Raw genomic sequence first — 16,089 nt, 5'->3', positions numbered from 1 at the left:
GTTCTTGACGCGGGATCGCGGTGAGCCCAACCTCGCGGCATGCGGAACCCGTGGTGGGTGGGCGTGTTTGCGGTGATTGCGCTCGCGTCGGCCTGTGGGGCCCGGGACGCGCTCGACATCGAGGGACCGCCGGCGGAGGAAGGCGAGGTCGGATCGACGGCAGGGGCTGGCGGCGCCGGCGCCACGTCATCGAGCTCGGGCGACCCAGCGATCGGCGCGAGTGCCAGTTCAGGCGGTCCATCCTCGGGAGGTGGGCCGGGTGTCGGGGGTGCGGGGGGCGCGGGCGCGGGTGGCGCGGGGGGCGCCGAGCCGGGGTGCGACCCGACCCGCGTGGAGAGCGGCACCTGGAATGTCAATCGCCAGGAGGCTCTCGAGAAGCTGCGCGGCGTCACCGTGCTCAATGGCAGGCTCACCATCGGCGGCGAGGTCTCCGACCTGTCCCCGCTCGCGTGTCTGACGACCATCTCGGGCCACCTCGTGATCAGCGATACCTGGCTGCTGTCGAGCCTCGACGGCCTCGACTCCCTCTCCGTCGTCGGGGCGCAGCTGGAGGTGGCGCGGAACGCGTCGCTGCTCCGCCTCGGCAAGCTTCCGAACCTCCAACAGGTCAATGGGCTCATCGAGATCCGTGAGAACCCGATCCTCGAGAGCGTCGCCGGCGTCGGGCTGAACGCCCATGAAGTGCACGTGATCGACAACAACGAACTCGATAGCTTGTCAGGCTTCGAAAGGTTCGAGGAAGGGGTGCTCTTGATCGAGGGCAATGACCACCTCGTGTCGCTCGACGGGCTGCAGGGCCTCCACCGGGGGACGCTCCGGCTGATCGACAACGATGCGCTCGTGTTCTTGCCAGGTATCGAGAATTTCGAGGAGGGGGAGCTCTGGATCGAGGGCAACGACGGGCTGCAGGCGCTGCGCGGGGCCGTGAACCTGCGCAGCGGGCGGATCAGCGTGATCGACAACGACGCGCTGATCAGCCTCGACGGCCTCGAGACCGTCGAGGATCTCGAGGAGCTCACCATCTCCGGGAACGACGGGCTCCTCAGGCTGGACGGTGTCTCGCGGCTCTCGACCGTCCAGAACCTCGTGCTGGCGGAGAACCCGCAGCTGACCTCGCTGTACGGCCTAGACCAGCTCCGTTATGCGGGATCCATCTCCATCGCGCGGAACGAGCGTCTCCGCGGCCTGGTCGGGCTCGGGGGGCTCGAGACCGTCGACGGCATCAACATCAGCGGCAATCCGTCGATGACCACCCTCACGGGCTTGTTCTCGCTGCGTGGTGTCATGTATGCCTATGTCGAATCGAATCCCGAGCTGGCGATCGCCGACGCTTTCGCGCATCTTCGCTCGGACTCGGGCGACGTGCCGTCGCTTTTTTTAATTTCCAACCCCAAGCTCATCAGGATCGAGCTCGGCGGCCTGACGCGCCTGCAAGAGCTGTCCATCGTCGGTTGTGGCTACCTGGCGGACCTGTCCGCCCTCGCCGGCGTGACCGAGCTGTCGGTGCTCTCCCTGGCCCAGAACACCGGGCTCGTGAGCCTCACAGGCATGGAGCAGATCTCGGATCTCTCTCTGCTGTCGATCGCCAACAATCCCCGGCTCACGGATCTCCGGGCCCTGAGCGGCCTCCGCAACGTCCGAAACGAGATCGAGATCGTCGGCAACCGCGCGCTCACCAGCCTCGACGGGCTCGGTTCGCTCAGGGCGGGCGACGGCGTGACCGGGACCGTGTCGCTCCAGGACAACGAATCGCTCGTCGATATCGGCGCTCTGGGCGGCCTGGTCCGCGTGGGCCAGCTCGTCGTCCTGGAGAACGACGCGCTGCTCGGGCTGGCGGGACTCGAGGGCCTGGCAGAGCTCGGTGGCCTCATCGTCGCGGGGAACCGCTCGCTCGCGACGCTCCGAGGCCTGGGCGCCAGGATGATCGGTTGGATGCAGATCATGGGCAACCAGAGCTTGCCGAGCTGCGAGGTCGAGGCGTTCGTGGAGCGCCTCGACTGGCCGCCCGAGGGCGTGCTCGCGGAGAACAACGGTACCGGGACCTGCTCGCCCTGAGCCCGGAGGGAGCCCGCCGCCGCGCGCGAACGACGCCGGCGCGCGCCGGGCTCGGACGCGCGCAGCGGCGTGCCGGTCACCCTCGTGGGTCACCCTCCTGCGCGCAGCGGGCAGCTCGGGGTGAGGCTGAGCCGGGTGGCGGCCCGCCAGTGAGCCCGGTTTTACCACCTTGTAAGCGTGGAACGGTTGTACGGTGGCGCTCGTGAAAATGCGCCTCGCCGCCGTCCTGCTCCCCTCCTGCGCCGCGGCTTCGCTCCTGGCCTGCGGTCCATCGGCTCCGCCGGCGGCCGCCCCGCTCGCGCAGGCGCCCCCTGGCGCGAGCGGCGTGGCGCCTGCTCCGGTCGTGGGCCCGGCGCCCGCCGAGCCCGCGCCGACCGCGGCCCCCGCTCCCGCGAAGACGTGCAGCGAAGCGCAGGACATCGAGACCTGCGAGACCGAGTGCGCGGCGGGCAAGGCGGCCGCGTGCGAGACGCTCGGCGACCTCCACGCGAAGGCGGAAGACAAGGCGACTCCGGGATTCTCGCTCGGGTCCGCGCTGCGGGCGTTCGGCGAGGCGTGCAAGCTCGGCGCGAAGAGCGCGTGTGACAAGCGCGAGGTACAGCTGAAGGAGCTCCGCGCCGCGTGCCAGAAGAGCGCGAAGGGCTGCGCCGCGCTCGGCCGGGCGCTCTCGACACAGGACGGCCACGACAAGGAGGTCGACGAGAGCTTCGACCGCGCCTGCAATGCGGGAGACGTCGCCGCTTGCGAGGACCGCGGTGAGCTGCACATGGACCTCGAGCCGGCGAAGATTCACGCGGCGATCGCCGAGAAGGCGCTGGATCGAGCGTGCGCGAGCGGCTCGGTGAGCGCGTGCTGCTCGCTCGTGAAGGTCTACACGGACACCGACCGCGAGAAGAAGGCCGATGCGGCGAAGGCCCGGGTCGAGGCCGCGAACGACAGGTCGCAGCAGGGCCGGATCGCGTGTGACGTCTTCCGCCTGGGAGGCAAGCCCAAGGTGCGGGTGATCGCGAAGGCGAACGCGGAGAGCGCGAAGGCCTTGAGCAAGCAGGAGATCACTTTGCTCGAAGAGGTGCTGTCGCGCCGGGTGCCGGATTGCTACGGCGAGCCGCCGAAGAGCCCCGCCGAGCTCGACATCGAGCTCAGCCCGGACAGCGCTGCCAAGCTGGCCGGCTACACGGGGGTCGACAGCGAACAGTGCGTGAGCCGCATCGTGGAGAGGATCCACCTCGCCGGCACGGCGCCGCGCCGCGCCCGCTTCGGGCTCAGCTTCGAAGCAGCGAAGTAACGCCCTTTGCCAGCGAGGGGGCGGCGTTTGACCGAGCCTTGAACTGGCTCACAGCGGCCGCCGCCAGCGCTGGGAGACTGGGCGGTTCCCTTCGGCTTCAGGATGGCGAGCGGCTGGTTCCGCCCCAGCAGAGCTGCGCAGCGGTTGCCGAGTTCAGCTGTGCAGCCAGCCCGCGTTCCGGACATCACGCGCGCCGCCGCTGTCGCATCTTCTCCTCCTGTCCGCTACTCCTCCGCTCCGCCAGCCCGCGAGACCATCCTCCCTCCCATGCCGCGCAGGATCGCGGTCCGCCAGCGCAGATCTGCCCCGCCCCGCCAGCGCCGGGCCCCGATCCCCGAGCCCATTTGGGAAACGCTCCTGTTACCTTGGGCAGCGCTCCGCAGCGCACTGCGGACGCAGGTTCGACGGCAGCGCCGGCACGCCGGCCCCTTGCACCACCGCCAGCCGAGGTCCGGATCCACATGCAGCAGGACACGAAGAGCGCGCGCGTCTCGTTCCGTATCGACAACCTCGAAGCCGCGCTCGAGCAGGGGATCGACAACGAGGCGGCCGCGCTCGACGTGCTCGTGGCCGCGGCGGCCAAGGGGAGCCTGCACCCGGAGCTCTGGGCGAAGCTCCACGAGACATCCGCCCGCCACGACCGGTTCTCCGAGCTCGCGTTCGCCTACGAGCGCCTCGTCGGCGAGCGGCGGTTCGGGATGCTCCCGCAGGCCGCCCAGGCCGAGGTCCTCGTGCGCGCCGCCGAGTTCCTCGCCGACTCCTTCGGCGACCCCGGCGGCGCTCGCCCCTACCTCGAGCGGGCGCTCGCCGTGCTGCCCTCGCACCAGGAGGCGTTCTTCCGGCTCGAGCGCATCCTCCAGGAGGCGAACGAGCCGGCGAAGCTCGCGGACCTCTACGCCCTCGCGGCGGGCCACCGCGCGGACCGCGCCGAGCAGCTGTCGCTGCTCCGCCGCGCGTTCGAGCTCGTCGACGTCAACGGAAACGGCGCGAGCGACGAGGAGCGCGCGATCAAGCTGCTCCAGCAGATCCTCAAGGTCGACCCCGGCGACGCCTCGGCGCGCTGGGAGCTCGAGGCGCGCTACGCGCGCGCCGGGCGGCACCAGGAGATCGCGAGGATGCTCGAGCAGGCGCTCACCGCGGAGGGGCCGACGGACGAAGCGCTCGAGATCCGCGCGCGGCTCATCGACCTCTACAGCGGCCCGCTCAAGGAGCTCGAGCGGGCGCTGCCCCACGTCGAGGAGGTGCTCGCGCAGAACCCGGACCACGAGGCCGCCCTCCGCGCCGGTGACGCCCTGCTCGCGCGCAAGACCGTGCTCGTGCGCGCGGCCGCGGCGCTCGAGGCGGCCCACGCGCGCCGCGGGGACGCGCAGGAGGCGGCGCGGATGATGGCCCTCCAGATCGAGAACCTGCGCGGGCCGCGCCGCGTCGAGGTGCAGAAGCGGCTCGTCGAGCTGCAGTTCCAGCGGCTCGGCGATCTCGCGTCGGCGTTCTCGCTGTCGGAGCAGATCCTCGCGGTCGACCCGTCCGACGAGGCGGTGCGCGAGCGCTTCGTCGCGCTCGCGTCGGCGCTCGACCGCCAGGCCGACGCGGCGCGCGTGCTCGTGCGCGCGTCGGCCGGCGCCAAGGACAAGCCGCTCAAGGCCCGCATCGCCGCCGAGCTCGGCGAGCTGTACGAGGGCCTCGGGGACGGCAGGAAGGCGCGCGCGTCGTTCCAGCAGGCGCTCGACGGCGAGCCCGACGACGCGGCCGCGCGGCGCGCGGCCCGCGGGCTCGCGAAGCTGTGCGAGCGCGAGCGCGACGCGCGCGGGCTCGCGGGCGCGCTCGAGCGGCTCGCCGAGGCCGAGCCGGAGGCCGAGGCGCGCGAGGCCGCGGCGGAGCGGCTCGCGCGCCTCTACGAGGAGGAGCTCGGCGACGCCGCGGGCGCGATCGCGGCCTACCGCAGGCTCGCGGAGTCGGGCTCCTCGCGCGAGCCGGGCGCGCTCGCGGCGCTCGAGCGGCTGTACGAGGCCACCTCGGCGCACGAGGGCCTCGCGTGGGTCCTCGAGCGGCGCGCCGAGGCGGAGCCGGACCGCCGCGCGGCGCGGGAGCTCGCCTTCCGCGCGGCCGAGATGCGCACCCGGCTCGCGGATCTGCCCGCCGCCGTCGCCGCCTGGCGCCGCTACCTCGCGGCGTTCGGGGCGTCGCGCGAGGCGCACGCGCGGCTCATCCCGCTGCTCGAGCAGGAGCGGCGCTGGGCCGAGCTCGAGGCGCTCCTCGAGGCCGAGGCCGAGCTCGCGGCCGGGCAGGACCGCGCCTCGGTGCTCGCCCGGATCGGCGCGATCCGCATGGCGCGGCTCGACGATCCGGCCGGCGCGATCGCCGCGTACCGCGGGGCGCTCGCGCTCGATCCGACCGACCGACCGAGCCGGCTCGCGGTCGAGAAGATGCTGGGCGCGCCCCCGGGCAACAGCGCCGCCGGCGCGGAGTCGTCGCGGCAGAGCTCCCACCTGCTGCTGACCGACGATCAGCGGCTCGCGGCCTGCGCGGTGCTGGAGCCGATCGCGCGCGCGGAGAAGGCGGCGCCCCTGCTCGTGCGCGTGCTCGAGACGAAGGCGGAGCTCGGGCCCGTGGCGTGGGCCCCCGGCGCCTCCGCGCCGGCGCCGGCCGACGTGTCGGGCAGGCTCGCGGCGCTCGAGGAGGCGGCCTCCGTGGCCGAGCGCGAGCTCAGGGACCCGAAGAAGGCGCTCGACCTCTCGGCGCGCGGGCTCTCGCTTGCGACCGCGCACGCGCCGGAGCGGCTCGCCCGGTGGGTCGCCGAGGTCGAGCGGCTGACGGAGCACGGCAGCGAGTCCGCGCGCCGCGCGCCAGCGCTCGCGGGGGCGCTCGGGGATCGCGCGGTGGACAGCCCGGCGCTGTCGCACCTCGCGCGGCGCGCGGGCGAGGCGCTGCTCGCGAGCGGCGACGTGACGCAGGCGCTCGCCCTCTACCGCCGCGCGCTCGCCTTCGAGCCCTCGTCGCTCGATCTCATCGCGCGCGTCGACGCGCTCCTGCGCGAGCAGGGCAGCCCCGAGGAGCGGCTCGCGCTCTACCGCGAGGCGCTCGCGCAGCCGTGCGCGCCCGCGCGGCGGCGCGAGCTCCTGCACGCGATCGGCACCATCCAGCGCCGCGACGTCGGCGACCTCGCCGGGGCGGCCGCGACGTACCGCGCGGCCATCGAGGACGACCCGGGCGACGACGCGGCGTACGAGGCGCTGCTCGAGACGTTCGCGGCGGGCAACGCGTGGGGCGCGCTCTACGGCGCGCTGGCCGAGCGGCTCCCGGGCGTGGCGCCCGACGCGCGCGTCGCCCACGAGCTGCGCATGGCGGACGCGGCCGCGAGGGGCGGGGAGGTCCCGAGCGCGGTCGCTCACTACCGCGCGATCCTCTCGAGCGGCGCGGCGCTCGACGGCGCCGCGCTCTCCGCGATGGAGGCGCTCGCGCTGTCCGCGCGCGACCCGGCGCTGCTCCGCGAGGTGCTCGAGCGGCGCGTCGCCGCCGCGGGCGATCCCCAGGACGAGGCGCTCTGGCTGGAGCGCCTCGGCGAGCTCGCGGCGTTCGGCGTCCGCGTGGTGGAGGCGCCCGACGCGCCCGATGACGCGCGCGCGGCGGACGCCCCGGCGGCGCAGGCCGCTCCGGGCGACCTCGACGCCGCGGTGACGGCCTGGCAGCGCGCCGCCGGGCTCGCCGAGGGGCCGCTCGCGGATCCGGAGCGCGCGCAGAAGCTCTACGAGCGCGTGCTCTCCGTCGCGCCGAAGCACCGCGACGCCGCCGCCCGCCTCGCGGCGCTCTACCGCGGGCAGGGGGCCTGGGTCCGGCTCGCGGCCGTCTGCGAGGTCCTGCTCGAGACGGCGGCGTCCGACGACGAGGCGCTCGCCGCGCTCGCCGCGCTCGAGGACGCGGCGATCCGGGCGCGCGCGACGTCGCGCTTCGTCGACGCCGCGCTCGAGCTCCGCGATCGCATGAGGGCCGAGGGGGAGGGGAGCGCGCCCGCCGGCAAGGCGGCGGCGCGGGTCCGGGCGATCGAGGCGGCGCTCGCGCGCGTGCTCGCCGCCGATCCCGAGCGGCAGGACGACGCCGCGTCCGTCTACCGGCGCCTGCTCTCGCCGCAGGACGACGGCGACGGCGCGCTGGGCGCGCTCGACGCCGCCGCGCTGGAGGCGTTCCGCGCGTTCCTCGCGCAGAGCCCCGACACGCTCGCGCGCCGCGTGGACCGGCGCTGGCTCTTCACGCTCCTCGTGGAGCGCGGGCACGAGGCCGAGCGCCCGAGGGCGCTCTCGGCGTGGGCCGCGTGGGAAGAGGAGATCGGCAACCGCGCGGCGGCCGCGGCGCTCTACGCCCGGCTGCTCGAGGCGGATCCCGAGAACGACGACGCGCTCGCGGCGCGGGGGCGCCTCCTCGCGGAGGTGGGCGATCACGAGGGCGCGGCGGAGGTGCTCGCGGCGCGCCGCGACCGGAGCCAGGGCAGCGCGCGCGTCGCGCTCGACGTCGAGCTCGCGACGCTCCTCTTCGATCGGCTGGATCGGCCGGCGGACGCGCTCGACGCGGTCGCGCCCGCGATCGAGGCCGGGACGATCGAGCCCGCGGTGATCGAGATCGTGCAGCGCGCGCTCGGGCGCCCCGAGACGCAGGCGCGCGCGGCGCTCCTCCTCGAGCGGGCGTGCGACGCGCTCGACGACCCCGAGGCGCGCGTCGCGCTGCTGGAGGCGCTCCTCGCGAGCTCGCCGGCGGACGCCGCGCCGGGCGCCCTGCTCGACGCGGGCAGCCTCGCGGCCGCGCAGCGCGCCGCCGTCCGCCGCGGCTGGTTCGAGCGCCTGCTCGATCACCACGACCACGACGCGCAGCGCGGCCTCGACGTCGCCCTGCGCGCGGTCTCCGAGCTGCCGGGCGAGCTCGCCCTCTGGGATCGGATCGAGGAGCTCGGGCGCCGGGCGAAGCAGCCCGAGCGCGTCGCGGCCGCGCACGCCGCCGCGCTCGACGCGGGCGCGGCGCTCCCGCCCGACATCGTCGAGGAGATCGGTCGGCGGGCCGTCGAGCACCACGAGGAGTGGTTCGACGCGCCGGAGGCCGCCCTCGCGCTGCTCCGCCGGCTCGTCGAGCTCGTGCCCGGCTCGCTCTGGGGCTTCGAGCGGCTGAAGCTCGCCTACAACGCGGCCGAGCGCTGGGAGGACCTCTTCGCGCTCTACGACGCGATGCTCGAGCGCACCTCGGCGGCCGACGAGCGCGTCTTCCTCCTGGAGGACGCCGCGGCCGTCGCGCGCGACCTCGCCGGCGACGGCGAGCGCACGATGCGCTACCTCGAGCAGCTCCTCCCGCTCCAGGACGACGCGCGCACCCGCGCCGCGCTCGAGCGGCTCTACGAGCGGCACGGCAGGCACCGCCCGCTCATCGATCTCCTGTCGGCCGAGCTGCCGAGGCTCTCCGGCGACGCCGCGGATCGGCTCCGCGAGCGCGTCGCGCTCCTCTGGATCGACGGCGTCGGCGACGCCGCGTCGGCGCTCCCCGTGGTCGAGCGGCTCCTCGACGCGCCCCGGGAGCCGCGCGCCGCCCGCGCGGCGCCGCGCCCCGTCGACGCCTTCGCGTTGCTCGAGCGGATCCTCGGGGCGCTGCCGCTCGAGCAGGCGCCCGCCGGTGAGGCCGGCGCGCGCGTCACGCGTGCGGCGCGGCAGCGGTCGGCCGCGCTGCTCGCGGAGCACTACCGCGAGGAGGCGCGGCCCACGGACCTCGTGCGCGTGCTCGAGATCCAGCTCGAGGGCGCCGACGCAGGCGACCGCCCGGCGCTGCTGCGCGAGATCGTGCGGCTCCGCCGCGACGCCCTCGGCGACGAGCCGGGCGCGTTCGCGCGGCTCGCCGAGCTCGTCGAGCTCAGGCCGTCGGAGGCCGGCGATCGCGCGGAGCTCGCCGAGCTCGCCGAGCGCCTCGGCCGGCACGACCGCCTCGCCGAGGTCCTCGCCGCGGCCGAGCCGCGCGCCGGCGACGCGCGGCAGGCGCTCTCGCTCGTGCGCGACGCCGCGCTCCTCCGCCGCGACCGGCTCGGCGACCCGGACGGGGCGATCGCGCTCTTCCGCCGGCTCTTCTCGCTCGCCGAGGCGAGCGGCGACGCGGAGGCCGCGCGGGACGCCGCCCGCGCGCTCGATAGGCTCTTCGCGGAGGCCGACCGCGTCGCCGAGCGGTGCGACGTGCTCGACACGCTCGCCGCGATCGAGACGGACCCGGCGGCGCGGCGCGAGGCCCTCGGCGAGCTCGCGCGGCTCGCCTCCTCGCGGCTCGGCGACGAGGCGCGGGCGATCGCGGCGTACTCGGCGCGCCTCGTCGACGACCGCCAGGACCTCGCGGCGCTCGACGGCCTCGCGGCGCTCCTCGAGCAGGGCGGGCGGTACCGCGAGCTCACGGCCGTGCTGGAGCGCCGCGCGGCCGTGCGCGGCGGCGCGGGCGGCCGGCGCGATCTCGGGCGCGTCGCGGCGCTCTTCGAGCGCGAGCTCGGCGACGCCGACGAGGCCATCGCCACCTGGCGCCGCATCCGCGAGGAGCTCGCGCCCGACCCGGAGAGCGGGGACGCGCTGGCCGCGCTCTACACGCGCGCGGAGCGCTGGGGCGACCTCGTCGCGCTGCTCGAGGTCGAGGCGTCCGCGGCGGGCGCGCTCCCCGGCGGGGCGGGCGCGGCGCGCAGCGTGGAGCTCTTCCAGCGCCTCGGCGACACGCACCGCGATCGCACGCTCGCGTGGGAGCTCGCCGTGAAGGGCTACCGCCGCGCGCACGAGGCCGATCGGGACGCGCGACGCGCGGGGCTCGAGGGCTCTGGCGGGGAGGGCGAGTGGGGGGCGGCCGAAGGGGGCGAGCGCGGCGAGCGCCTGCCCGCGCCGCGCGCGGGGCTCGAGGAGCTGCTCCGCCGCATCGACCCGGCGTCGGCCGAGCACCGCGGCGCGCTGGTCGCCGCCGTCGGCGCGTTGCTCGAGATCTGCGCCGACGCGGACGACTGGCGCGGCCAGATCGCGCTGCTCGAGCCGCGGCTCGCCGCGGCCGGGACGGACGCCGAGCGGGTCGCCATCCTGAAGGCCTCCGCGGCGCTCCTCGAGGAGCGAGGCGAGGACCGGGAGGGCGCCTTCGAGCTCGCCTTCCGCGCGTTCCTCCTGTCGCCCGGCGCCGAGCCGCCCGAGGGCCTCCTGCGGCTCACGGACCTCGCGGGCCGCTGGCGCACGATCGCCGACGCGCTGCCCGAGCTCGAGCGCCGCGGCGACGTCCCTGCCGCCACGCTCCGCGACCTCACGGCCCGCGTGGGCCGCTGGCACCGCGACGCGCGCGCCGACGAGGACGCCGCCGAGCGCGCGTTCGAGCGCGCGCTCCTCCACGACCCGGCGAACCGCGCGATCCTGCTCGATCTCGCGGAGCTCCTGCGGCGGCGGCGCGGGCCCTCGCTCGTCCCGACGCTGCTCCGGCTCGCCGCGGCGAGCGGGCACGACCTCGCCCTCTACCGCGAGGCCGTGGAGGCGGCGCGCGACGCGGGCGACGCGGCGCGGGCCCGCGAGATCGCGGCCGAGCTCCTCGAGATCGCCGTGCAGCGCCTCGTCGACGAGGACGAGCAGCCCCCTGGGCCCGGCGCGTGGCCGGCCTCGCGCGCCGCCCTCTGGGCGATCGACGCGCTCGTCGGCATGCTCGAGGGCGCCGGGGACAGGCCGCAGATCGTCGCGCTGTGCCGGCGCGGCGCCGCGCTCCCGTTCGCGCCGAGCGAGCGGCGCCGGCTGCTGCGCGTCGCCGCCGAGGCCGCGGAGCCCGGCGAGGCGATCGCCCTCTACGGCGGGCTCTTCGCGGACGACCCGACGGACGAGCCGGTCGGCGAGAGCCTCGCCGCGCTGCTCCGGGCGGCCGGGCGGCGCGAGGAGCTCGTGCGCCTGCGCGAGCTGCAGATCGAGGTCTCCGGCGATCTCGATCGCCGCGTCGCGCTCCGCTACGACGCCGCGGAGCTCCTCGCAGACGCCACGCGCGCGTCCGAGGCGATCGCGCTGCTCCGCCGGAACCTCGCGGAGAGCCCGGGGCACGGCCCGTCGATCGACAGGCTCGCCTCGCTCCTCGAGGCGGGCGGGCTGCACCGGGAGCTCATGCTGCTCCGCGAGGAGCAGGCGGCGGCGCGCGGGTCGGCGGACGCCGGCGCGGCGGCCGCCGAGCTCTGGCTCCAGGCGGCGTCCCTCGCCGAGCACGAGCTCAACGAGCCCGAGCGCGCCATCGCCAGCTACCGCCGCGCCGCGGACATCGGGTCCGTCGAGGCGCTCGACGCCCTCGCCCGGCTGCTCGCGCGCCGCGGCGAGCACGCGGCCGCCGCCGAGGCGCTCGAGAGGCTCTGCGCCGGCGCGGCGCCCGAGGAGCTGCACCAGGCGGCGCTCCGCCTCGCGGACACGTACCTCGCCGCCGGCGAGCCCGATCGCGCCCGCGCCGCCCTCGAGCGGGCGCTGCCCCGCGCCGCGCAGCCCGCGCCGCTGCGCGAGCGGCTCGCGTACCTCTACCGCGCGTCGGGCGCGTGGAGCGCCCTGGCCGCGCTCATCGCGGGCGACGCCGCGCGCGCGATCGGCGACGGAGGCGAGGCGCCGGCCCGGCTCTCGCTCCTCCGCGAGGCCGCGGACCTCTACCTCACGCGCGGCGGCTCGCCCGCCGCCGCGATCCCGCTGTTCGACGAGGCCATCGCGCTCGCGCCGGACGACCTCTCGCTGCGCCTCGCGCGGAGCCGCGCCCTCTCCGCCGCCGGCAGGACCGAGGACGCGACCGCGGCCCTGCGCGGGATCATCGCCGACTTCGGCGCCCGCCGCCCCAAGGAGCGCGCGCTCGTCCACTACGAGCTCGCCCGCGTCGCGCTAGCCACGGGCGATCGCGCCCGCGCGATGGCGGAGTTCGACCTCGCGCTGCGCGTCGACCCCGCGCACCCCGACGCGCTCCACGGCCTCGCCGGCCTCGCCCTCGAGGACGGCCAGCTCGAGCGCGCGCACCGGGCCTACCGCGCGCTGCTGCTCGTCGTGCGCCGGCCCCGCGACGAGGGCGAGGGGCTCGTCGGCGTGCGGCGCAGCACGATGCCGCCGACGCGCTCCAGCGTGGGCCTCCCGTCGGCCACCTCGTTCAGCCGGGCCGAGGTCCTGCTCGCGCTCGGCGAGATCGCGCGCCGGCAGGGGGCGCCCGACCGCGAGGCGGAGTACGTCGAGTCCGCCTTCGAGGCGGCGCGCGAGAGCGACGCCGAGCACGAGAAGCTTCTCGCCGCGCTGCGCGCCCGCGGGCGCCACGACCTGCTCGCGCGCGCCCTCGAGGCGCGGCTCGCCGGCCCTGCCGAGGGGCCCGCCGAGGACGCCGCCGCCGCGCTCGGCGAGCTCGCGTCGCTCTACGAAGGCCCGCTCGATCGCCCGGAGCTCGCGCTCTCGGCCCGCCTGCGCGCCCTCGATCTCACGCCGGGCGCCGGCGCCGCGCACGACGCCGCCCTCGAGCTCGCGCGCCGCTCCGGCCAGACACCGCGGTACGTCGACCTCGTCGAGCGGCTCGTCGCGCGGGCGGCCTCCGAGCCGTACGAGGTCGCGCTCCTGCTCCGCTTCGGCCGCGCCCTCGAGCTCTCGCCGGCCGATCAGGAGCGCGCCGCGGCCGTCTACCGCCGCGCGGAGGCGAAGATCGCGGCCGGCGCGCCCTTCCACGACCGCGCGGGCCGCGACGCGGACGCCGATGTCGAGCAGCTGTGGAGCTCGCTCGAGGCCATCTACGCGCGCCTCGGCGATCGCGCCGCGCAGTCCGACGTCCTCCGCAAGCGCATCGGCCTCGCCGACGCGCCGGCCGCTTCCACGGGCGGCGCGGATCGCGCCGGGCCGCGGTACCGCCTGGCCGCGCTGCTCGCGGCGGACGCGGCGGACGTCGATCAGGCGATCTCGCTCCTCGAAGAGGCGCTCGACCTCCACGCCGATCCGGACCGGGCCGAGGCGATCCTGCGCGACGCGCTCCGCACCGATCCGAGGAACCCGCGCGCGATCCGCCTCTTCGAGCGCCTCGCCCGGCAGAGCGGGCGGCCGCGCGCCCTCGTGGACGCGCTGCTGCTCCTCGCCGAGATCGAGGGCCCTGGGGTCCTCGAGGAGGCCGTCCGCACCGCCCGCGCGCTCGGCGATCGCGGGCTGGCCGAGTCGATCCTGCTGCGCATCGTCGGCTCGGGCGCGCGATCTTCGTCTGCTTCGTCCGCTTCGTCCGCTTCGTCCGCTTCGTCCGCTTCGTCCGCTTCGTCCGATCCGTCCGATCCGCCCGGCTCCGCGTGGGCGCTCGTCGCGCTCGCGGAGCTCCGCGAGGAGGCCGGCGATCTCGCGGCCGCCGCGTCGCTCTGCGAGCGCGCCGCGCGCGCCTCGGCGCCCGAGGAGGAGCGCGCGCTGCTCCTGCACGCCGCGGAGCTCGCCGCCGGCCCGCTCGCCGACCTCTCCCGCGCGGCGCGCCTCTACGAGGAGCTCCGCGCCCGCGAGCCCGCCGAGCGCGAGATCTGGACGCCCCTCGCCGGCGTGTACCGGCGGAGCGGCGACGCCGCGCGCCTCGCCGCGCTGCTCGAGGAGACGGCGCCCCTCGTCGACGATCTCTCCGAGCGCTGCGCGCTGCGCCTCGAGCGCGCGCGCCTCCTCGCGCGGGAGTCGCCGGAGGAGGCGGCGGCCCTGCTCCGCGACATCCTCGACGAGGATCCCACCCAGGTGGAGGCCGCCATCCTCCTCGCCACGATGCTCGAGGAGGCCGGCCGCACCGACGAGCTCGGCGAGCTCTTCGCGCTGCAGCTCGACGCCGCCAAGGATCGCGCGGACGTCGCGTCGATCGCGTCGATCTCGATGCGCCTCGGCGCCCTCCTCGAGCAGCGCGGCGACGATCGCGGCGCGCGCGACGTCTACCTCGGGGCCGCGGACTGGGACGGCGCGAACCGCGACGTGCTCCGCGCGCTCGTGCGTCTCAGCCGGAAGCGCGACAGCGCGGACGACCTCATCGACGCGCTCGAGAAGCTCCTGCGCACCGAGCAGGGCGGCGAGGCGGCCCAGCTCGCCCTCGAGCTCTCCGAGCTGCACGGCGCGCGCGGCGACGACGCCGCGGCGGAGGCCGCCCTCAAGGCCGGGTACGCCGTCTACCCCGCGAACGACCGGCTCCGGGAGGAGCTCGCGTCGCGCTACGCGGCCCGCGAGGCCTGGCACGCCCTCGCCGAGCTCCACGTGCTCACGGCGCACGGCGCCGACGGCGACGAGGCGCGCGTCGAGTCGCTCTGCCGCGCCGCCGAGATCCTCCGCGATCGCGCGGGCGACGCCGCGGCGGCGGCCGAGCTCCTCGAGCGCGCCCTCCGCGTCGCGCCCGGGGATCGCGACGTCCTGATCGCGCTCATCGACGCGTGCGGCGCGGTCTCCGACCACGCCCGCGCGGCCCGCGCGCTCACGGCGACGCTCGAGGCGAGCCCGGACGACCCGTGGCTCCACCGCGCGCGGGCCGAGGTCCACGGCGCGCTCGGCCAGGGCGACCGCGCCCTCGCCGATCTCGAGCGCGCCTACGCGCTCGGCGGCGCCGAGTACGGAAGCGAGCTCGTCGCCGAGCTCGAGCGGGCGCTCGCGCGCGCGGACCACGCGGGCGCGCGCTCCGCCGAGGCCGAGGCCGCGGGCGCGCCCAGCGAGGCCGCGGCGGACGCGGCGGGCGCCGCCTCGCCGCGCGCGCTCCGGCTGCGCCTCGCCGAGATCCTCGCGCGCTCGGGCGACGTCGAGCGCGCGCGCGCCCACCTCGGCGATCTCCTCCACGCCGACTCCAAGGACCGCGCCGCGCTCAAGGCGCTCGCCGGCCTCGAGGAGTCCGCCGCGCGGTGGGACGCCGCGAGCGCCGTCTACCGCAGGCTCATCGCGCTCGAGGAGGGCGACGCCCTCGTCGCCACGGCGCTGCTCCTGGCCGGCGCCTGCGCGCGCGCGGGGCACCTGGGCGACGCCCGCGGCGGGCTCGAGCGCGCGCTCCGCGCCGCGCCGGGCAATACCGAGATCCGCGACCGCCTGCGCGCGCTTTACGCCGAGATCGGCGCGAGCCGAGAGCTCGCCGCCATCACGCTCGAGGACGCCGCCGCGGCGTCCGACGTGGCCGGCCGCTTCACGCTCCTCGTCGCCGCCGGCCGCCTGCTGCTCGACGTCGGCGACGCCGCGCAGGCGGCCGCGGCGCTCCGGGAGGCGCGCTCCCTGCGCCCCGAAGATAACGATGTCGCCCTCCTGCTCGTGGACGCGCTCCTCGTCGCGGGCGACTCGAGGGAGGCGCGCGCGGTCACCGCCGAGCTCATCGTGGCTGCCAAGGGGCGCCGCTCGCGGCACCTCGGCGCCGTCTACCACCGCGTCGCGCGGATCGAGGACGCAGAGGGCAATCTGCACGAGTCGCTCACGGCGCTCACGAGGGCGCTCGAGAACGATCCTCAGAACGGAGAGATCGCCATGGAGCTCGGCGAGAGCGCGCTCGGGCTGGGGGAGGAGGACATCGCCGCGCGCGCTTACCGCGCGGTCACCCTGATGAAGATTTCCCCGGAGCCCGGCGAGGGAGGCACGACGCCCGCCGCGCGGGCGCTCGCCTATTACCACCTCGGAGCGATGGCGTTCGCGGCCGGCGATCGCCGGAAAGCGCGCCTGATGCTCGACAAGTCCGTCTCGGAGGACGGCTCGCTCGAGGCGGCCCGGGCGCTGCTCGACGAGCTGCGCGCCGGCTGAGGGCCTGTTCCGCGCGTCTCCGCGGGTATGCCCAGG

At 76.5% G+C, this 16,089-nt stretch carries 3 protein-coding genes; all 3 read left to right on the top strand.

Features of this window, described 5'->3' with window-relative positions; translation table 11 throughout:
• Positions 1-63 precede the first annotated feature (63 nt).
• The 3 genes from WMF45_RS36145 (at position 64) to WMF45_RS36135 (ending at position 16,053) form a co-directional block, all read left to right on the top strand.
• Positions 64-2,055, top strand: coding sequence for a leucine-rich repeat domain-containing protein (locus WMF45_RS36145; protein WP_437710136.1), 1,992 nt, complete (start codon positions 64-66; stop codon positions 2,053-2,055).
• 202 nt (positions 2,056-2,257) lie between these two features.
• The gene (locus WMF45_RS36140; protein WP_437710134.1) at positions 2,258-3,340 is read left to right on the top strand and encodes a hypothetical protein; all 1,083 of its coding nucleotides are present in this window, start codon (positions 2,258-2,260) and stop codon (positions 3,338-3,340) included.
• 461 nt (positions 3,341-3,801) lie between these two features.
• Positions 3,802-16,053, top strand: coding sequence for a tetratricopeptide repeat protein (locus WMF45_RS36135; RefSeq protein WP_437710132.1), 12,252 nt, complete (start codon positions 3,802-3,804; stop codon positions 16,051-16,053).
• Positions 16,054-16,089: the final 36 nt, after the last annotated feature.

It is taken from the genome of Sorangium sp. So ce448, from assembly GCF_051520915.1.
GTDB lineage: Bacteria > Myxococcota_A > Polyangia > Polyangiales > Polyangiaceae > Sorangium > Sorangium cellulosum_B.
The sequence above is the reverse complement of the archived record's forward strand: the minus strand, read 5'-3'. Positions and strand labels throughout refer to the sequence as shown.

What these genes read in the sequence shown, in the direction of transcription:
- WMF45_RS36135 (WP_437710132.1), top strand. Translation starts at nt 3,802, where the DNA reads ATGCAGCAGGACACGAAGAGCGCGCGCGTCTCGTTCCGTATCGACAAC.